Source organism: Stenotrophomonas sp. B2, assembly GCF_014947095.1.
Lineage (GTDB): Bacteria > Pseudomonadota > Gammaproteobacteria > Xanthomonadales > Xanthomonadaceae > Stenotrophomonas > Stenotrophomonas maltophilia_P.
Genome location: NZ_JADCQA010000009.1, coordinates 108,623 through 125,554 on the forward strand (window position 1 = coordinate 108,623; position 16,932 = coordinate 125,554).

Here is a 16,932-nt window from a genome sequence, read left to right on the forward strand (position 1 = left end):
GTGCCGGATCACCGTCGTGGCGGCGGCGGAGCCGGCGGCGGTGGTGGTGCGGTGGGCGGTGACAGCAGGGGCCGCCAGCCAGCCAGGGACACCGGCACGGTCAGCGTCTTTCCATCGCGCTGCAGCAGCAGCCGTACGCTGGATGCGTCGGTGGCCTGCATCGCGGCTGTCAGCTGGTCGACCTGCTGCACGGCGGTATCGTCCACGCGCAGGATGCGGTCGCCACGGCGCACGCCGAAGCGCGCCTCCGGATGCGCCGCATCGACCCGCACGTGGCCGCCCGAGGACGCCAGCGCCACATGGGCGCCGTCGTCCTGCCAGCTCATGGTCTGCTGGTTGCTGCTGCCGGCAAGGGCCGGCAGCGGCAGCATCAGCATCATCGCCAGGAAAGGTGCGCGCATGTCAGGCCCCCCGCGTGGCGACGGCCGGAGGCACGGCGGCCGCGCGGCGCGCAGGGCCGAACACGGCGATCTGGCCCAGTGCCCACAGCAGCACCGCACCCAGCGGCAGGTACAGCAGCGGCATGCGAGGCAGCTCGTACATGTTCATCAACCACAGATTGATGGCGTAGGCCGCCAGCATGCCCAGCACGATGCCCAGCGAGGCCAGCAGGAAGTTCTCGGTCTGGAAGTAGCGCAGCACCTGGCCGCGGGTGGCACCGAGGGCACGGCGGATGCCGATCTGCTTGCTGCGCTGCTGCACCCAGAAGCTGGCCAGGCCGACGATGCCCAGCGCCGTCACCACCAGCAGGGCGATGCATACGGTGACCAGCAGCCCGACCATCGCCCGGTCGTTCTTGAAGTAGTCGTTGCGCTGGTCCTCATAGCTGAGCTTCTCGCGCACCAGGCGGTTGGGATCGTTGCGTTCAAGAGCCGCCAGGGCACCCTTCAGCACTTCATCGCGGCGTTCGGGCGTGGTGCGCAGCATGTACGGGCCGCCGCTGGCGAAGTCGGTGCGCACCGGCAGGATCATCGACAGGGTGGTGTTGTTGTTCCAGTCCGTCGGCGGCGCGAGGTGGGCAACCACGCCCACCACGTGCAGCGCCTGCCGACCCATGTAGAAGGTCTTGCCCAGCGGGTTCTGGCCCGGGAACATCTTCTCGGCCACGGCCTGGTTGAGGATCACCGCCGACGCCTTGTCCGGTGTGGTGCTGGCCGATTTGCGTGCGTCCTCGAAGTCGATGTACTCGCCGGGCAGGAAGTCACGGCCGGCCACCAGCTGCAGGCCCAGGGTGGACAACGCACCTTCGTTGAACATGTACAGCGTCGCCGAGGTCGTCGGCCGTTCCTGGTCGCGCTCGCGCGAGATGCTGGTATTGGACGAGCTGGGGCGGAACGGCAGCTGGTTGACCTTGGTCACGCTGGTCGCACCGGGAACGGCGCGCAGCGCGGCCAGGTCTTCCTGGGTACGCGCCATGGCATTGGTCTGGGTGCCGATGCCGCTGGTACGGACGATCACCAGTTCGTTCTCGGCCAGGCCGCTGGGCTGGGTGATCTTCTCCACGCGCTGGCTGACCAGGAACAACGCGTTGCAGACGATGGCGCAGGTCAGCGCGATTTCCAGCACGATCAGGGCAGCGGCGGTCTTGTGCCGGCGCAGCGTGCTGAGGATGGGGCGGATATCCATGGCAGTGTCCTTGTGCTTACTGCGACTTGAGCTGGATGGCGGGGGTGACCTGCATGGCACGCCAGGCCGGAAGGAATCCGGCGGCCAGGCTGGCCAGCAGGGTCAGGCCGAGTGCGAGCAGCAGCATGCTGCCGTCCAGATGGGCCAGCTGGGCGTACTCCACCGGCTGCCTGCGCACTGCGGCCAGACCGATCAGGGCCAGGCCGATGCCGAGCACACCGCCGACCACGCCGATGGCACCGGCTTCGACCAGGCACTGCAGGAAGATCTGCCCACGGCTGGCACCCAGCGCACGCCGCACGCCGATCTCACCGCTGCGGCGCAGGAACTTGGCCAGCAGCAGACCGACCGTATTGACCAGGCACACGCCCAGGAAGCCCAGCGCCAGCCACATCTGCAGGCGCACGTCGCTGGGCACCGCACCGTTGAAGTCCAGCCACTCCATGACGCTGCGCACACGCACGTTGGCGGGACGCTCGAAGCGGCCTGCAGCGCGCTGCTGGTCGGAGTAGTTCACCAGATAGCGGCGGTAGTCATCGACCTTGCCCGGCTCCAGCTCGACCCAGTACTGGATCCAGGTGCACGCCGCACTGAGCGAGTGGCTGTCGCCGCCCGGGCCGCCGTCGCGGAAGCAGTTCATGTTGCCGTTGTTGCCGAAATCCAGATCCATGGCAGTGGAGAACGGCACCAGCAGGTCCTCGTCCTTGCCGTAGGAACCGGTGGTCAGGTCGAAGAACTGCGGTTCGGGATTCCATTCCTTCATCACGCCGATCACGCGCAGCGACTGGCTGTTCACGCGGATCTCCCGGCCCACGCTGTTGGCGCCCTGGAACAGCTTTTCATTGATGGCCTTGGACAGCACCACCACGCGGCTGTGCGCATCGTCGTCGCTGGCAGACCAGGCGCGGCCGTACTGCATCGGCACGTTGAACATCGGGAAGAAGTCCGCCGAGGTCCAGCGCGTATCCACCGAGAACGGCTTGAGGGTGCTGCCCTCCGGCTCGACGATGGCACTGCCGCCACTCATCATCGCCTGGTGCACGGCGCGCTTCTCGCGCAGCAGGGCTTCGGCGTCGAACCGCGTCATCTGGCCTTCCGGCTCCTCGTCCGTCAGGTAGCCGGAGCGCGGCCGCGGATCGAGCTGCGCGTAGAACAGGCGGTCGCTCTTCTCCGGAATCGGATCGCCGGACAGGACATGGAACACGGTCAGGGTGGTCATCGAGGCACCGATGCCCAGTGCGATGGCCACCACCATCAGCGCGGTCAGTACCTTGTTGCGGCGGAAGCTGCGTACCGCCAGTCGAGCGTAGTAGGCGAACATGGGCATGCCCTCACTCGTTGACGGCGACGATGCGGCGCGGGGTGGCCAGCACCGGCTCGCGCACCAGGTCGGTGACCTGGCCATCGACGATGTGCACGTTGCGCTGCGCACGCGCGGCCAGTTCCGGATCATGGGTGACCATGACGATGGTGGTGCCGGCCGCGTTGATTTCCTCCAGCAGCTCCATCACGCCACGTGCCATCTGCGTATCCAGGTTGCCGGTCGGTTCGTCGGCCAGCAGCAGGCGCGGGCTGCCGGCGAGGGCACGGGCAATCGCCGCGCGCTGCTGCTGGCCGCCGGACAGTTCGTTCGGGTAGTGCTTCATGCGTGAGCCCAGGCCGACCTGGGTCAGCGCCTTCTCGATGCGCTCACGGCGCTCGCCGGCACTCATCTTGCGGTAGCGAAGCGGCACGTCGACGTTGTCGAACAGGTTCAGGTCCGGAATCAGGTTGAAGCCCTGGAAGATGAAGCCGATCTTCTGGTTGCGCAGGCGGCTGCGCGCATCGTCACCGAGCTGGCTGACATCCTCGCCATCAAGCAGGTAGGTGCCGCTGGTGAAGGTTTCCAGCAGGCCGGCGATGTTGAGGAAGGTGGTCTTGCCGGAGCCGGAGGGACCGGTGACGGCGACGAACTCGCCCTCCTTGACCTGCAGTTCCAGCGAGCGCAGTGCATGGGTTTCCACCTGTTCAGTGCGGAAGACCTTGGCGACCGAACGCATTTCGAGCATGTACATGGGGTGTCCTCTCTCCAGGATGTATCAGTTGACGGAGACGCGTTCGGCGTCCTTGAACAGGTCGCTGCCGGAGACCACGATACGGTCGCCCGGCTGCACACCCGACTTGATTTCCACTTCGCCCAGGCTGCTGACGCCCAGTTCCACCGGACGGCGCACCGCCGTGCGGCCATCCATCACGTAGGCCACGCCGTTGCCCTGTTCGACGAACGGGCCGCGCTCGACCTTCAGCACGTTCTTGCGGGTATCCAGCAGCACCCGGACCGACATGCGCTGGCTCTGGCGCAGGCCTTCGGGCTGCTTGTCGGCGAAGCGCACGCGGGCATTGACCTCGCCGTTCACCACTTCCGGCGACACCGCGCTGATCTCGCCCGGGAACGGCTGGCCGTTGCCGCCGGTGAGCTGTGCGGGCATGCCGATGGCCAGATCACGAGCGAAGCTTTCCGGAACCTTGATCTCGACTTCGAACTTGGACAGGTCCACCACGCCCAGCACCGGCGCATTGGCCGCCAGGTTGGTGGACTGGGTGGCCTGTACCTGGCCCACCTGGCCATCGAACGGCGCGCGCAGGGTCAGCGCATCGACCTGGCGCTGCACTTCGGCCACCACCGCCTTCTGGCGATCGGCCAGCAACCGCTTGTTGCGTGCATCCAGGTCGGCGCCCTGGCTCTGCAGGCGGGCATCGGTGGTGGCGTTGGCAAGGCTGATGTCGGCCTTCTTCAGGCTGTCCTGGGCCTTGGCCAGGTCGATCTGCGGCACCGCACCGCCGTCGAAGCCGCGCTGGTAGCGTTGCAGGTCGCGATCGGCAGCCTGGCGCTCGATGGTGGCCTGATCGGTTTCCTTGCGCGACTTGGCGCGGGCCAGCGTTGCGTCCAGCGCGGCGCGGCTGGCCTCGGCTTCCAGGCCAGCCAGGGTGGCCTGTTCCTGGGCCAGCTTGCTGCGCAGTTCCGGGCTGTCGATGATCGCCAGCTCCTGTCCCTTCTTGACCACGTCGCCGGCCACGACCTTCAGGTCCACGGTACCGGCGGAGATCGCATACAGCACCGGGCTGTTGGCGGCGATCACACGGCCGTCGGCAGCGATGTCACGCACCAGGTCGCCACGTTGCACTTCGGCGATGCGCACCCGGCTGCTGTCGAACGAGCGGCTGGCGTTTGCCCAGGCGTACACGGCCCAGCCGATGCCGGCGAGCAGGGCGATGCTGCCCAGTGCCGGCCAACGGTAGCGATGCCAGGCGGCGGCGGTCGGGCGGGCCGGGGTGGAGGAAACGATCTGGTCCTGGGCGGAAGTGTCGCGGATCATCGGGTTCGTGCCTGACGGTGGTGATCCATACCAAGCACGTTGCGTGCCAACTTTATTTCCTTTTCTATCAATGATTTGCAATTCGAGTGGCGGTGTCCGGGTGTCCGCGGACACCTGTGCGGACACATTCATTAAGCGGACAGGAGGGGGAAACCGGACACGCACGCTAGAATGCCGCGACCGTCTTCAAGGAAATGCGTGACATGTGTGGAATCGTGGGAGCGATCGCTGATCGCGACGTGGTGCCGGTGCTGATCGAAGGTCTGAAGCGACTGGAGTACCGCGGCTACGATTCTTCAGGCATCGCGGTGATCGACGCGACCGATCGCCCTGACGTGCACCGCGTCCGCCGTACCGGCCGGGTTGCCGAGATGGCCGCGGCCGCCGCCGCCGAGGGGTTCAATGCGCAGTTGGGTATCGGCCATACGCGTTGGGCCACCCATGGCGGCGTCACCGAGGCCAATGCGCATCCGCACATCAGCCAGGGCGTGGCCCTGGTCCACAACGGCATCATCGAGAACCATGAAGAACAGCGCGAGCGGCTGCGCGCGCTGGGCTACACCTTCGAGTCGCAGACCGACACCGAAGTGATCGCCCACCTGATCCATCATCATCTGCAGAGCGGTGACGATCTGCTGGTGGCGCTGCAGCGCACCGTGAAGGAACTCACCGGCGCCTATGCACTGGCCGTGGTCAGCCGTGCCGAGCCGGAGCGCTTCGTCTGCGCACGCATGGGCTGCCCGCTGCTGGTCGGCCTGGGCGAGGGCGAGAATTTCGTTGCCTCCGATGTCTCGGCGGTGATCTCGGCCACCCGCAAGGTGATCTTCCTGGAGGAGGGCGACACCGCCGAGGTGCGCCGCGAGGGTGTGCGCATCTTCGACGAGCACGATCATCCGGTACAGCGCGAGGTGCACCTGTCCGACGTGTCGCTGGCCTCGCTGGAACTTGGCCCTTACCGCCATTTCATGCAGAAGGAAATCCACGAGCAGCCGCGCGCGCTGGGTGACACCATCGAGGCGGCGATCGACGCCGGTGGCTTCCCGGCCGAGCTGTTCGGCAGGAATGCCGAGGCGGTGCTGGCGGGCATCGAAGGCGTGCAGATCCTGGCGTGCGGCACCAGCTACTACGCCGGCCTGACCGCGCGCTACTGGATCGAGTCCATCGCCGGCCTGCCGTGCAGCGTGGAGATCGCCAGCGAGTACCGCTACCGCGCGGCGTATGCGAACCCGAAGCACCTGGTGGTGACGATCTCCCAGTCCGGCGAAACGCTGGACACGATGGAGGCGCTGAAGTACGCCAAGTCGCTCGGCCACCAGCACACGCTGTCGATCTGCAACGTGCCGGAAAGCGCGATTCCACGCGCCAGTGAACTGGTCTGCTATACCCGTGCCGGGGCCGAGATCGGCGTGGCTTCGACCAAGGCGTTCACTACCCAGCTGGCCGCGCTGTTCCAGCTGACCGTGGTGCTGGGCAAGCTGCATGGGCGCGTCGATGCCGCACAGGAAGCCGACTATCTGGAGCAGCTGCGCTTCCTGCCGGGCAGCGTGCAGCACGCGTTGAACCTGGAGCCGCAGATCGCGGCCTGGGCCGAGCGCTTCGCGCGCAAATCCAACGCGCTGTTCCTGGGCCGTGGACTGCACTATCCGATCGCACTGGAAGGTTCGCTCAAGCTCAAGGAGATCTCCTATATCCATGCCGAGGCGTATCCGGCGGGCGAGCTCAAGCACGGTCCGCTGGCGCTGGTGGACGAGGACATGCCGGTGGTGGTGATCGCCCCCAACGACAGCCTGCTGGAGAAGGTGAAGTCCAACATGCAGGAAGTCCGCGCGCGGGGAGGCGAGCTGTTCGTGTTCGCCGACCAGGACAGCAACTTCTCCGAAAGCGAAGGCGTGCATGTGATCCGTACGCCGCGCCACGCGGGCGTGCTCAGTCCGGTGGTGCATACCATTCCGGTGCAGCTGCTGGCCTACCACACCGCACTGGCGCGTGGCACCGACGTGGACAAGCCACGCAACCTGGCCAAGAGCGTGACGGTGGAGTAACTGCCGTCGGCTGCATGGGATGCTGCAGGTGAAGGGGGCCACGTGGCCCCCTTTCGTTTGCGCCGCTCACAGCGCCAAGTGGGACACCCGCAGGGTGTTCTGTCCGCGTTCGGCAGCAGGCCATCAATCTTTAACGCGCGGCACCGCGCGTGTTCAGCGGCGGTTTCAGCCGCAGTGCCATTCTCTGGATCGTCGGCAGGTTCCCACGACGTACTGTCCTATCGATGCCGGTAGTGACCGAGGATCGCAGTCGTAGAATCGAGCCGACCGAGATACGGGTTGCGTTGCCGGACCCGCCTCGTTCGCGTTGCAGCACCTCGCCTTGCCGATGCATTCCCCATGGGCAGACCGGTGCGCCAGACGTGCGCTGAAAGGTCTGTTCCCGGGGAGGGGGCGAATCGGAAGAGCACACTTTTTTGACTTCAGTGACCTGCAACAGGAAACAAGAATGAACGTCCGCGAACTCCTGCAATCCAAGAAAGAAGCTGTCATCACCATCGATGCGGAAGACACCATCGGTGCCGCCGCCCACAAGATGAGCGCGAACAGGATCGCTGCCCTGGTGGTGATGAAGGATGATGCGCCGGTCGGCATCATCTCCGAGAAAGACATCGTGCGTACCCTGGCTGACGATGGCCCGCAGGCCGGCCGCCGGGTGATTTCCACCCTGCCGTCCACGGGACTGGAAGGCATCGCACCGGAGGCCACCCTGAAGCAGGCCATGTCGTTGATGACGTACTCGCGGCGCCGTCATCTGATGGTCACCGATGGCACGCGCCTGGTCGGCATCCTAAGTCTGGGCGACATCGTGAAGAATCTGCTGGGCGAGCTGGAGCTGGAAAAGGCCGTGCTGCAGGACATCTATATGGCCGCGCATTGACGCCGGCGCAGTAGAAGGAAAGAAGCCGGGCACTGCCCGGCTTCTTCGTTCACGGCATCGGTGGAATCAGAACGTCACCTTCACCGAATCGGCGCTGTAGCGCGCCGGGCCGTGATAGACCACCTCGATGTTGTTGCCATCCGGGTCAAGCACGAACGCGCCGTAGTAGCCCGGATGATAGGGGCGCTCGCCCGGTGCGCCGTTGTCGGTGCCGCCAGCGGCGATGGCGGCAGCATGAAACGCATCGACGGTCTCCGCATCGCGCGCCTGGAATGCCAGGTGGTGGCGTCCGGTCAGCTGGCCGGCAGCGGCTTCGCTGCCGGCGGTGGAAATGAACAGCTCGTCAGCCCAGAAATAGTCCGGCCCTTCGCCGGCAACCGGAATGCCGATCGTGTCGAACACCGCCTGGTAGAAGCGGCGGCTGGCCGGCAGGTCGCGCACCACCAGCTGCAGGTGATCGATCAATCGACCGCGGTGCAGTTCCATAGTTTCCATGCGTACCTCTACAGAAAAGGGGACAGTGTGGATAGCGCCGGGCCGCGCCCGGCGAGCGCGCAGCGCGGCCTGCTTCCCGTGCGATGAATATCGGAGCAAGGCCGCCGGGCATGGCCTGGCGCCAGCGCAATTGTGCCCCTTTCCGGATCAGGCGTTGGCGATGATTTCCACCCAGTAGCCGTCAGGGTCCTTGATGAAGGCGATGTTCTTCATGCGACCGTCGGTCAGGCGCTTCTGGAACGGCACGCCCAGATCCTCGAAGCGTTGGCAGGCAGCTTCCAGCTCGGGCACCGAGACGCAGATGTGGCCGAAGCCGCGCGGATCGCTGTTGCCGTCGTGGTAGACCGGGCCATCCTGGGCTTCAGTGCCGTGGTTGTGGGTCAGCTCCAGCACGCCCGGCAGGCCGGCCATCCACAGGCGGCGCTCGGCATCGTCTTCCGGCACCACGGCGCCGGACGGCACGTAGGCCAGGAAATACAGGCTGAACTGCGCTTCGGCGAAGTCACGCTTGTCGATCAGCCGGTAGCCCAGCACGCGGGTGTAGAAGTCCAGCGAGGCGGTGATGTCCTTCACCCGCAGCATGGTGTGGTTGAACACGAAGCCGGTGGTTTCGGCCGGGGTCTGGGCGGCGACGCCGGGGACCTGTTGGAGGGAAGAAAGGCTCATGATTCGCGTCCTGTCAGCAATGGGGGGAAATGACCCGCGGAGAGTGGCTGGAAGTTGCATCTGAAACCGGCAGTTGCCGGAACCCGCACTTCGCTTGCATCCTCGTTGTCGATCTGGGATCGTCGGGTCATGTTGCAGCGCAGGATAATCGGTGTGCGTCCGCAATGGGATGAGCGCTTCCGCAACGCCGGGTGAAATGCCTGCAACCAGAGCAGTACGGCGCGGCAGTGGGACGCAGGGGAATCCGGCAGGGATGGCGAGACGCCCGCGCATTGTCGCGGGCGGTTGACAGCCCGTTGCCTGCCGCGCTAATGATGGTATGTATATACAAATAACCGAGGGTCTTCAGGGGTCCCATGCCTTACCGCCGATGGCTGCCGCTGCTGCTGATGGCCGTGCTCCTCTTCGAAGGTGTCTTCGGAGCGTGGGCGGGGACGCGCATGGCGCTGCCTGGCGGGGACGCTGCAGGCTCCGCGGGCCGGGCGATTGCGGGCTGCCAGGCAACACCGCGCAGCGCGGCACCGGCGTCGGGCCACACCCGCCATGATCAGGCGCCGGTGGCCGCCGGCGACGTGCACAAGGATCACTGCAGCTGTGTCGATGCGGCCGGCTGCGACTGCCGCTGCCTGTTGAGTCTCTACCCTCCGATGCCATCGCTGCTGCTGCCCAGCGCCCATCCGCGCATCGCGCTGGACATTGCGCTGCCGGCACTGATCCTGCCTGCCAGCAAACTTTCCCGCGTATTCCGACCTCCCATCGCCTGAGCGGCTGTCCCCGCGTCGACATGACGCCGTCGTGTCCCTTTGCCCGAATCGTGGCGGGGGCACCCAGAGACAGTATTCCTGCGGGAGCGCGCAGCTGTCAGGCGTCGGCCCGGTGAGCGTGGTCGATGCCGAGGCCATCGAACGTTCCGGCGCCACCTCGGTGGAAACCCTGCTGCAGCGCCTGCCGGCCTCGGCAGGGTTCGCGGGCAGCCAGAGCAATGCGTACTGGGCCGAGAACGGCTACGGCACCACCCAGGTCAATCTGCGCGGTCTCGGCATCAACCGGACCCTGGTCCTGCTCAACGGCCGGCGCATCGTCAATGGCGGCACCGGCGCCAACAGTTCGGTCGACCTCAATGTCATTCCGGTCTCGCTGATCGAGCGCGTGGAGGTGCTCAAGGACGGTGCCTCGGCAATCTATGGCGCTGATGCGGTGGCTGGCGTGGTCAACATCATCACCAAGCAGGGATTCGAGGGTGCCGAAGCGGTGGTGCGCTATGGCCAGACCAGCCAGGGCGACGGCGAGGAAACCTCGGTCGATGTCAGCTGGGGCGTCAGCAGCGAACGCGGCTCGCTGATGGCTGCGGTCAGCTACTTCGACAGCGGCGCGGTCAACATGGCCTCGCGCGCGCCCTGCGGCCTGATCGAATCCGATGGCCGGCTGGTCTGCTCCGGCAGTTCGTCCACCATCGGTGGTCGTGCACTGCTGGCAGATGGCCGACGGGTCAACTTCAACCAGGTGCCCGGAGGCGACGGCGATTTCTACGAGCCCTATTCGGCGGCCAAGCACAACTACAACGGCAATCCCACGCTCAACGCGGTCAACCCGATCGAGCGGCTCAGCCTGAGCGTGTTCGGCGACAGCCAACTGAATGACAGCACACGTGCGTTCATCGAAGCGATGTACACCAACCGCCAGTCCAGGCAGCTGGCGACCTCGGGTGGGCTGGGTGTCTACCGGCCGATCAACATCGCCGCCGACCATCCGACCAATCCCACCGGGCAGGATCTGCTGCTGCAGCGCCGGCGCCTGGAAGAGGCCGGTCCCCGCCACTTCTTCCAGGAGACCGACACCTACCGGGTGGTGGCGGGCCTGAAAGGCCAGTTCGGCACCAGCTGGGACTGGTCGGTGGCCTTCAACTGGGGGCGCAACACCGGCGTGGATGGTTCGGACAACGTCGCCAACCTCGATCGCGTCGACCAGACGCTGGACCGGTCCCTGTGCAGTACCGCGCCCGGCGCAGCGATTCCCTGCGGCGACTATCTCGGCTACGGGGACCTGAGCCGTGACGTGCTGGATTACATCCTGTACACCTCGCGCGATACCGGCGGAAACGAGCAGAAGAGCTTCACCGCCAATCTCAGCGGGCAGATCTTCGAGCTGCCGGCAGGCTGGGTGGGATTCGCCGCGGGCGTGGAGGTGCGCAGGGAGCGCGGTTGGCGTGATCCGGATCCGTTGACCGTGCTCGGCATCGGCAACACCAACCAGCAGGATCCGATCGCCGGGCGATACACGGCCAAGGAAGCGTACATGGAGCTGGCGGTGCCGCTGCTGCAGGACGCGGTCATCGCAGATTCGCTGTACCTCAACCTGGCCGGCCGCGTGTCCGACTACGACCTGTTCGGGCGCGACTTCAACTACAAGGCCGGGCTGGACTGGCAGGTCAGCCCTTCGCTGAAGCTGCGCAGCACCTATGCTACGGCATTCCGCATTCCCAACATCCCCGAACTGTTCGGTGGCGTGTCCGAGGGCAACCTCACCACCACCGACCCCTGCAGTGGCTGGAGCGGACTGCCGGCCAGCTCGATCGTGCGTGCGAACTGCCAGGCCGATGGCGTGCCGGCTGGTTACGTGCAGCCGGGCAACACCATCCTGACCACGTCCGGCGGCAATGCGGATCTCGAGCCGGAAGATGCGACCTCCTTCACCGCCGGGGTGGTGTGGACACCCACGTTCGCACCCGGGCTGACGCTCACCCTGGACTACTACCGCATCCGCATCGAGAACGCGATCCAGCGCATCGCCGGTTCCACCAAGCTGGCCATCTGCTACAACACTCCCTCGCTGGCGCATCCGTTCTGCGACGCCAGCAACTTCACCCGGGACCCGCGCACCGGCGAAGTGAACTACCTGTCGTCGCAGCCGGTGAACACGGCCGATGAACAGGTCAGTGGCTACGACCTGGGCGCACTCTACGAGTTCAAGCCGTGGGGCATGGACGCCAGCATCAGTGCCGACATCTCCTACCTTCAGCGTTATGACGTGCGCCCGTATGCCGGAGCAGAGGTGATCACGTATGCCGGCAGGATCACCGGCGGCCGTGGCAGCTATGCCAAGTGGCGTGGACTGATGTCGATGAACGCGTCCCGTGGGCAATGGTCCGGTACCTGGACCACCCAGTACATCGGCCGGGCCGACGACATCAATGCCGCGCGTGGCGACATCGGTGATCATGCGCCATCGGTGTTCCATCACAATCTCCAGCTCAGGTACGCGGTCAGCAAGGCGCTGGATGTGGCGCTGGGCGTGGACAACGTCTTTGATCGCTCGGCGCCGTTCATCCAGAGCTATACCGACGCCAACACAGACACCATGACCTACGACCTGCTCGGTCGTCGCTGGTATGCACGCATCGGCTACCGCTGGTGATCGCACGCGCCCCCGTCGCCTGCGGCGGGGGTGCTCCGCAAGGGAGAGAAGGTAGATGAAACCCGCATTCTGGGCGCGCCGCGCCCACAAATGGATCGGACTGGTGATCGGTGTGCAGGCGCTGCTGTGGATGCTCAGCGGGGTCTACATGACCGTGGTGCCGCTGCAGGTGATCCATGGCGACCACCTGGCGCATGTCCGTGGCGAACCGCTGGCGCCGGCGCATGATCGGGTCGGTGTCGATGTGCTGGCCGCGCGTTATCCCGGCCTGCAGTCGTTCCGCCTCAAGCGGCTGCTGGAGCGTGAGGTCTACGACGTCCAGCGCGGACCGGAACGCTTCCTGGTCGATGCCCGCAGTGGAGAGCGCCTGCCGCGGCTGGACCGGGATGGCGCCATCGCGCTGGCCACAGCGCTGTACCAGGGCGCAGGCGAGGTCGCGCGGGTGGAATGGGTGACCCGTGCGCCGTCGGAAGTGAAGACGCGACCGGTGCCGATGTGGGCCGTCCATTTCGCTGACCGCGGAAGCACCACGCTGTACCTGTCACCGGACAGCGGTGAACTGCTGGCGCGCCGGCACAGCCTGTGGCGCTGGTTCGATTTCCTGTGGATGTTCCACATCATGGACTACGAGCAGCGCACCGACGTCAACAATGGCCTGCTGCGCGTCGCATCGGTGATCGGACTGGCATTCGGTCTCAGTGGCGTGTGGCTGCTGTTCTACAGCTTCGGCCAGAGGAGGCGCGCATGACGCCGTGGCTGCGCCGGTTGCACAGGTGGATCGGGGTGCTGGTCGGACTGCAGTTCCTGGTTTGGCTCGGCAGTGGACTGGGCATGAGCCTGCTTGACCCGGACCGGATCGCTGGCACTTCGCAGCGGGCTGCGCCCGCGGCGCCCCCGGCATGGCCGGCAGACAGCGTCTCACCGGCCGACGCACTGCGAGCCGCACGATGGCCGGCCGCGACCCTGGACAGCGGCTGGCTGCTGCAGACGCCGGTGTATCGACTGCAGTCAGCGGAAGGCACCGAAGTGATCGATGCGCGTGATGGCAGGCGCATCACCATCGATCCGGTGATCGCGCTGCGCGTCGCGCAGGCCGCCTACCGTGGCCAGGGCGTGCCCGCAGTGCCGGTGCATCTGGCGCACAGTCTGGAGACGCGCAGCCATCCCGATCCGGTCTGGCGGGTGGACTTCGGTGATGCGCAGGACACCACCGTCTACGTGTCCGCCGACAGTGGACAGGTGCTCGAGCATCGCACCGCAACGTGGCGGCTGTTCGATGTGTTCTGGATGCTGCATATCATGGACTACGCGGCGCGGGCCAACTTCAACAATCCGCTGGTGGTGGGGATGGGGCTGGGGGGGCTGTGGATGGCCTTGACCGGCGCGTGGCTGCTGCTGGCAAGCGTCCGCCTGCATGAGTTCGTTCCACATCGATGGCGCAGCCGCCGGCAGTTGGCAGTGTTCGCCCCGGGAGGCACGCACCTGCGCACCGTGGCCGCGGCGCAGGGGGACAGTGTCTACCTGGCGCTGGCCCGCGAAGGCGTGAACCTGCCTTCCAACTGCGGCGGCGGGCAGAGCTGTGGACTGTGCGAAGTCCGGGTCCGTGGACAGGCTGGAACCCCTTCCGCCGCAGATCGGGCGCACCTGGCCGGATCGCGCCTGAAGGTCGGCTGCCGGCTCGCCTGCAACCTGCAGGTGGAGGCGGATATGGAGATCGAGGTAGCCGGCGGTGCCAGCCTGTGGACCGAGCATGAGGCAACGGTCGAGCGGATCGAAGCGGTGACCCCGTTCCTGCGCGAGATCCACCTGCGTCCGGACCACGCCGCCGACGCACTCTATCAACCCGGCTGCTACCTGCAGCTGCATGTGCCCGAATACGAGCTGCCCCGTTCCGCGCTCTGGCATCCGGACGAACACCGGCAGGACTGGGCACCGTTGGCCCTGCCGGAAACCCTGCACAACAAGGCGGCGGTGCGTCGTTCGTACTCGCTGGCGATGCCGGTTGCCGCCGAAGCGGGGCGCCTGGTGTTGCTGGCCCGGTTCAGCCCCGGCTGGCAGCAGGGCAAGCGGCATCCGCCGGGCAAAGGGTCCAGCTATCTGTACGCGTTGCGCCCCGGCGATCGCGTCCGCTACAGCGGACCGTTCGGTGATTTCGCGCTCAGCGGCGTGTCCCGGGAAAAGATCTTCATCGGAGCCGGCGCCGGCATGGCACCGCTGCGGGCGATGATCGAACATCGGCTTTCCGAGGGAGGGCAGGAGCGCATCCACTACTGGTACGGTGCCCGCAGCGATCGCGATTGCCCCTACATGGCGCAGATGCAGGCCCTGCAGGCAGCGCACGCGAACTTCAGCTGGCATCCCGTCTGGTCCGGGCAGGGAACTGGCCGGCGCGTGCATGACGCCATCCATGAGGATCTGCTGCAGCGGCATCCGGATCTTTCCGGCTGCGAGTTCTACCTGTGCGGGCCACCACCGATGCTGGCCGCGACCCGGCAGCTGCTGCAGCGGCTGGGGGTGACGGAAGAGCGGATCGCATACGACGATTTCAAGATCTGAAGTGGAGGCGCCGTGGCCGTGCAGGGCGGCCGCGGCGCCCGTTGCAGCGGTGCGGGCGGAGTAGAATGCGCAGCTGTACTCACCGAAGTGGCGTTCCATGTCCCAGCGCGCCTGGGTGGCTGCGGCCATCCGCAAGATCGAAGCCGATTTCAACCGGTCCGCCGATACCCACCTGATCCCGATGGCGCTGCCCGGGTTCGAAGGCATCGATGTCTACCTGAAGGATGAATCCAGCCACCCCACCGGCAGCCTCAAGCACCGCTTGGCGCGTTCGCTGTTCCTGTACGCGCTGGCCAACGGCTGGCTGCGCGAAGGGCGGCCGGTGATCGAGGCGTCGAGCGGCTCGACCGCGGTGTCCGAAGCGTATTTCGCACGCCTGCTGGGGTTGCCCTTCATCGCGGTGATTCCGGCCACGACCTCTCCGGAAAAGATCGCTGCCATCGAATTCCATGGTGGCCGCTGCCACCTGGTCGAGCGCGCCTGTGATCTCAACTGCGAATCGGAACGGCTGGCGCGCGAAACCGGCGGTCACTTCATGGACCAGTTCACCTACGCCGAACGGGCCACCGACTGGCGCGCCAACAACAACATCGCCGAGTCCATCTTCAAGCAGATGGCCGAAGAGCCCAGCCCGGTACCCGAGTGGATCGTGTGCAGCCCAGGCACCGGCGGCACTGCGGCCACGCTGGGCCGCTATGTCAGCTACCGTCGGCACGACACCCGCATCCTCTGCGCGGATCCGGAGATCTCGGTGTTCTTCGAGGGCTACCAGGCGGCGGTGGCGGGCGAGCAGCAGTGGCGTGACCTGACCTGCAGCGGTGGCTCCCGTGTGGAAGGCATCGGCCGACCGCGGGTGGAGCCGAGCTTCATTCCAACCAGCGTCGATGCGATGGTGAAGGTGCCGGATGCATTGAGCCTGGCAGCCATGCGCCACGTCAGCCGGCAGCTCGGTCGGCGCGTGGGAGGCTCCACCGGCACCAACTTCATCGGTGTGCTGCAGGCGGCGCAGTGGATGCGCGACGCCGGCCGCCACGGCAGCATCGTCAGCATCCTGTGCGACAGTGGCGAGCGCTACGCGCAGAGCTATTACGACCCGGCGTGGTACGCACGACAGGGCATCGATGTGGACGGTGCCGATGCGCAGCTGGCCGCGGCCGTGGCGGGTCAGGGCCTGCCTGCGCTGCCGTGCTGCAGCCTGGAAGCGCTGTAAGCCTGCGGTGCCTCCGCCGGGCCACGCCCGGCGAGCGCAGCGGCGCATCAGAGCCCGTCGATCCCGGTAGCGCCGGGCCACGCCCGGCGAGCGCAGCGGCGTATCAGAGCCCGTCGATCCCGGTAGCGCCGGGCCACGCCCGGCGAGCGCAGCGGCGCATCCCGATCAGTATCCCGCCGCAGTGAACGCGTCGAGCACCACATCGCGCAGCGCATCAGGCAGCGCCTCGATGTCCATCGCGCGATCATCCAGGTGCAGCCGTGGGTCCAGGCTGCTGATGCGGTCCTGGGCCAGCGCCTGCAGCCACAGCAGCACGCAGATCACGAACTCACGCTCGTGCCCCGGGTGCAGGTGGCGGGCACCGCGTTCGATCACCTCGAACGGGTACCACTCCTGCTCATCGTTGAGGATGCCGCCCTGCTGCATGAGCACCTGCAGCTCCTGCAGATGGCGCCGGGCATCATCGCCGGGATCGCACAATGTGGCGATCCAGGACAACTCCTCCGCGCTGGCAGACAGCGCCAGCGACCGGACCGGCAACGCGGTCGCAACCTGAGCCAGACCTTCCATGTGGGGCCTCTATCGGCATGTTCCGCTGCGGACTCCCCCGCACCCAGAGCTTCCGCGCGACCCCGTAAGGCCGACGTGAATGATCGGCGCGCCCCCCTTGTCTGCGGCTCCGGCCAG

Annotated in this window: 15 protein-coding genes; 7 read left to right on the plus strand and 8 right to left on the minus strand. The window is 66.5% G+C overall.

The window, feature by feature from the left end; genetic code table 11:
* Positions 1-8 precede the first annotated feature (8 nt).
* The 5 genes from IMX13_RS12425 to IMX13_RS12445 are packed head-to-tail and all read right to left on the minus strand — an operon-like array spanning position 9 to position 4,982.
* Positions 9-401 (minus strand): PDZ domain-containing protein, encoded by a 393-nt coding sequence (locus tag IMX13_RS12425; protein WP_180876814.1) that lies wholly within the window; start codon positions 399-401, stop codon positions 9-11.
* Position 402: 1 nt separating this feature from the next.
* Positions 403-1,626 carry an FtsX-like permease family protein gene (locus IMX13_RS12430; protein ID WP_053518725.1) on the minus strand — a complete coding sequence of 408 codons (1,224 nt, stop codon included), beginning with the start codon at positions 1,624-1,626 and terminating at the stop codon, positions 403-405.
* A 16-nt stretch (positions 1,627-1,642) separates the two neighbouring features.
* Positions 1,643-2,947 (minus strand): ABC transporter permease, encoded by a 1,305-nt coding sequence (locus tag IMX13_RS12435; RefSeq protein ID WP_053518747.1) that lies wholly within the window; start codon positions 2,945-2,947, stop codon positions 1,643-1,645.
* 10 nt (positions 2,948-2,957) lie between these two features.
* Positions 2,958-3,680 carry an ABC transporter ATP-binding protein gene (locus IMX13_RS12440; RefSeq protein ID WP_053518723.1) on the minus strand — a complete coding sequence of 241 codons (723 nt, stop codon included), beginning with the start codon at positions 3,678-3,680 and terminating at the stop codon, positions 2,958-2,960.
* Positions 3,681-3,704: 24 nt separating this feature from the next.
* Positions 3,705-4,982, minus strand: coding sequence for an efflux RND transporter periplasmic adaptor subunit (locus IMX13_RS12445; protein ID WP_053518722.1), 1,278 nt, complete (start codon positions 4,980-4,982; stop codon positions 3,705-3,707).
* Positions 4,983-5,185: 203 nt separating this feature from the next.
* On the opposite strand from IMX13_RS12445, the gene glmS reads away from it, so the two are divergent.
* Positions 5,186-7,024 carry a glutamine--fructose-6-phosphate transaminase (isomerizing) gene (gene glmS / locus IMX13_RS12450; RefSeq protein WP_065181785.1) on the plus strand — a complete coding sequence of 613 codons (1,839 nt, stop codon included), beginning with the start codon at positions 5,186-5,188 and terminating at the stop codon, positions 7,022-7,024.
* A 448-nt stretch (positions 7,025-7,472) separates the two neighbouring features.
* The gene (locus IMX13_RS12455; RefSeq protein ID WP_053518718.1) at positions 7,473-7,904 is read left to right on the plus strand and encodes a CBS domain-containing protein; all 432 of its coding nucleotides are present in this window, start codon (positions 7,473-7,475) and stop codon (positions 7,902-7,904) included.
* Between the two features lie 66 nt (positions 7,905-7,970).
* Here IMX13_RS12455 and IMX13_RS12460 read toward each other — a convergent pair whose 3' ends face one another.
* The gene (locus IMX13_RS12460) at positions 7,971-8,399 is read right to left on the minus strand and encodes a VOC family protein (RefSeq protein ID WP_193396450.1); all 429 of its coding nucleotides are present in this window, start codon (positions 8,397-8,399) and stop codon (positions 7,971-7,973) included.
* A 147-nt stretch (positions 8,400-8,546) separates the two neighbouring features.
* On the minus strand, positions 8,547-9,065 hold the full coding sequence (gene gloA, locus IMX13_RS12465) for a lactoylglutathione lyase (protein WP_193396451.1): 519 nt from the start codon (positions 9,063-9,065) through the stop codon (positions 8,547-8,549).
* Between the two features lie 356 nt (positions 9,066-9,421).
* Between gloA and IMX13_RS12470 the strand changes: the two genes are divergently transcribed.
* The 5 genes from IMX13_RS12470 to IMX13_RS12490 all read left to right on the plus strand — a co-directional run bounded on the left by IMX13_RS12470 (position 9,422) and on the right by IMX13_RS12490 (position 16,245).
* The gene (locus IMX13_RS12470; protein ID WP_053518715.1) at positions 9,422-9,829 is read left to right on the plus strand and encodes a CopL family metal-binding regulatory protein; all 408 of its coding nucleotides are present in this window, start codon (positions 9,422-9,424) and stop codon (positions 9,827-9,829) included.
* A 112-nt stretch (positions 9,830-9,941) separates the two neighbouring features.
* The gene (locus tag IMX13_RS12475) at positions 9,942-12,479 is read left to right on the plus strand and encodes a TonB-dependent receptor (RefSeq protein ID WP_319637188.1); all 2,538 of its coding nucleotides are present in this window, start codon (positions 9,942-9,944) and stop codon (positions 12,477-12,479) included.
* 55 nt (positions 12,480-12,534) lie between these two features.
* Positions 12,535-13,227: a PepSY domain-containing protein gene (locus IMX13_RS19045; RefSeq protein ID WP_111186213.1), complete on the plus strand. Its 693-nt coding sequence runs from the start codon at positions 12,535-12,537 to the stop codon at positions 13,225-13,227.
* Positions 13,224-15,035 carry a 2Fe-2S iron-sulfur cluster-binding protein gene (locus IMX13_RS19050; RefSeq protein ID WP_343238036.1) on the plus strand — a complete coding sequence of 604 codons (1,812 nt, stop codon included), beginning with the start codon at positions 13,224-13,226 and terminating at the stop codon, positions 15,033-15,035. Before IMX13_RS19045 ends, IMX13_RS19050 begins: the two co-directional genes overlap by 4 nt.
* 97 nt (positions 15,036-15,132) lie before the next feature.
* Positions 15,133-16,245: a PLP-dependent cysteine synthase family protein gene (locus IMX13_RS12490; RefSeq protein WP_164150644.1), complete on the plus strand. Its 1,113-nt coding sequence runs from the start codon at positions 15,133-15,135 to the stop codon at positions 16,243-16,245.
* Between the two features lie 165 nt (positions 16,246-16,410).
* Here the strand turns inward: IMX13_RS12490 and IMX13_RS12495 are convergent, their stop codons facing one another.
* Entirely contained in the window at positions 16,411-16,815 is a 405-nt protein-coding gene (locus IMX13_RS12495) for a hypothetical protein (RefSeq protein ID WP_053519825.1), read from the minus strand.
* Positions 16,816-16,932: the final 117 nt, after the last annotated feature.

What these genes read in the sequence shown, in the direction of transcription:
- IMX13_RS12435 (WP_053518747.1), bottom strand. Translation starts at nt 2,947, where the DNA reads ATGTTCGCCTACTACGCTCGACTGGCGGTACGCAGCTTCCGCCGCAAC.
- IMX13_RS12470 (WP_053518715.1), top strand. Translation starts at nt 9,422, where the DNA reads ATGCCTTACCGCCGATGGCTGCCGCTGCTGCTGATGGCCGTGCTCCTC.
- gloA (WP_193396451.1), bottom strand. Translation starts at nt 9,065, where the DNA reads ATGAGCCTTTCTTCCCTCCAACAGGTCCCCGGCGTCGCCGCCCAGACC.
- IMX13_RS12455 (WP_053518718.1), top strand. Translation starts at nt 7,473, where the DNA reads ATGAACGTCCGCGAACTCCTGCAATCCAAGAAAGAAGCTGTCATCACC.
- IMX13_RS19045 (WP_111186213.1), top strand. Translation starts at nt 12,535, where the DNA reads ATGAAACCCGCATTCTGGGCGCGCCGCGCCCACAAATGGATCGGACTG.
- IMX13_RS19050 (WP_343238036.1), top strand. Translation starts at nt 13,224, where the DNA reads ATGACGCCGTGGCTGCGCCGGTTGCACAGGTGGATCGGGGTGCTGGTC.
- IMX13_RS12490 (WP_164150644.1), top strand. Translation starts at nt 15,133, where the DNA reads ATGTCCCAGCGCGCCTGGGTGGCTGCGGCCATCCGCAAGATCGAAGCC.
- IMX13_RS12440 (WP_053518723.1), bottom strand. Translation starts at nt 3,680, where the DNA reads ATGTACATGCTCGAAATGCGTTCGGTCGCCAAGGTCTTCCGCACTGAA.
- IMX13_RS12445 (WP_053518722.1), bottom strand. Translation starts at nt 4,982, where the DNA reads ATGATCCGCGACACTTCCGCCCAGGACCAGATCGTTTCCTCCACCCCG.
- IMX13_RS12460 (WP_193396450.1), bottom strand. Translation starts at nt 8,399, where the DNA reads ATGGAAACTATGGAACTGCACCGCGGTCGATTGATCGATCACCTGCAG.
- IMX13_RS12430 (WP_053518725.1), bottom strand. Translation starts at nt 1,626, where the DNA reads ATGGATATCCGCCCCATCCTCAGCACGCTGCGCCGGCACAAGACCGCC.
- IMX13_RS12495 (WP_053519825.1), bottom strand. Translation starts at nt 16,815, where the DNA reads ATGGAAGGTCTGGCTCAGGTTGCGACCGCGTTGCCGGTCCGGTCGCTG.
- IMX13_RS12425 (WP_180876814.1), bottom strand. Translation starts at nt 401, where the DNA reads ATGCGCGCACCTTTCCTGGCGATGATGCTGATGCTGCCGCTGCCGGCC.
- glmS (WP_065181785.1), top strand. Translation starts at nt 5,186, where the DNA reads ATGTGTGGAATCGTGGGAGCGATCGCTGATCGCGACGTGGTGCCGGTG.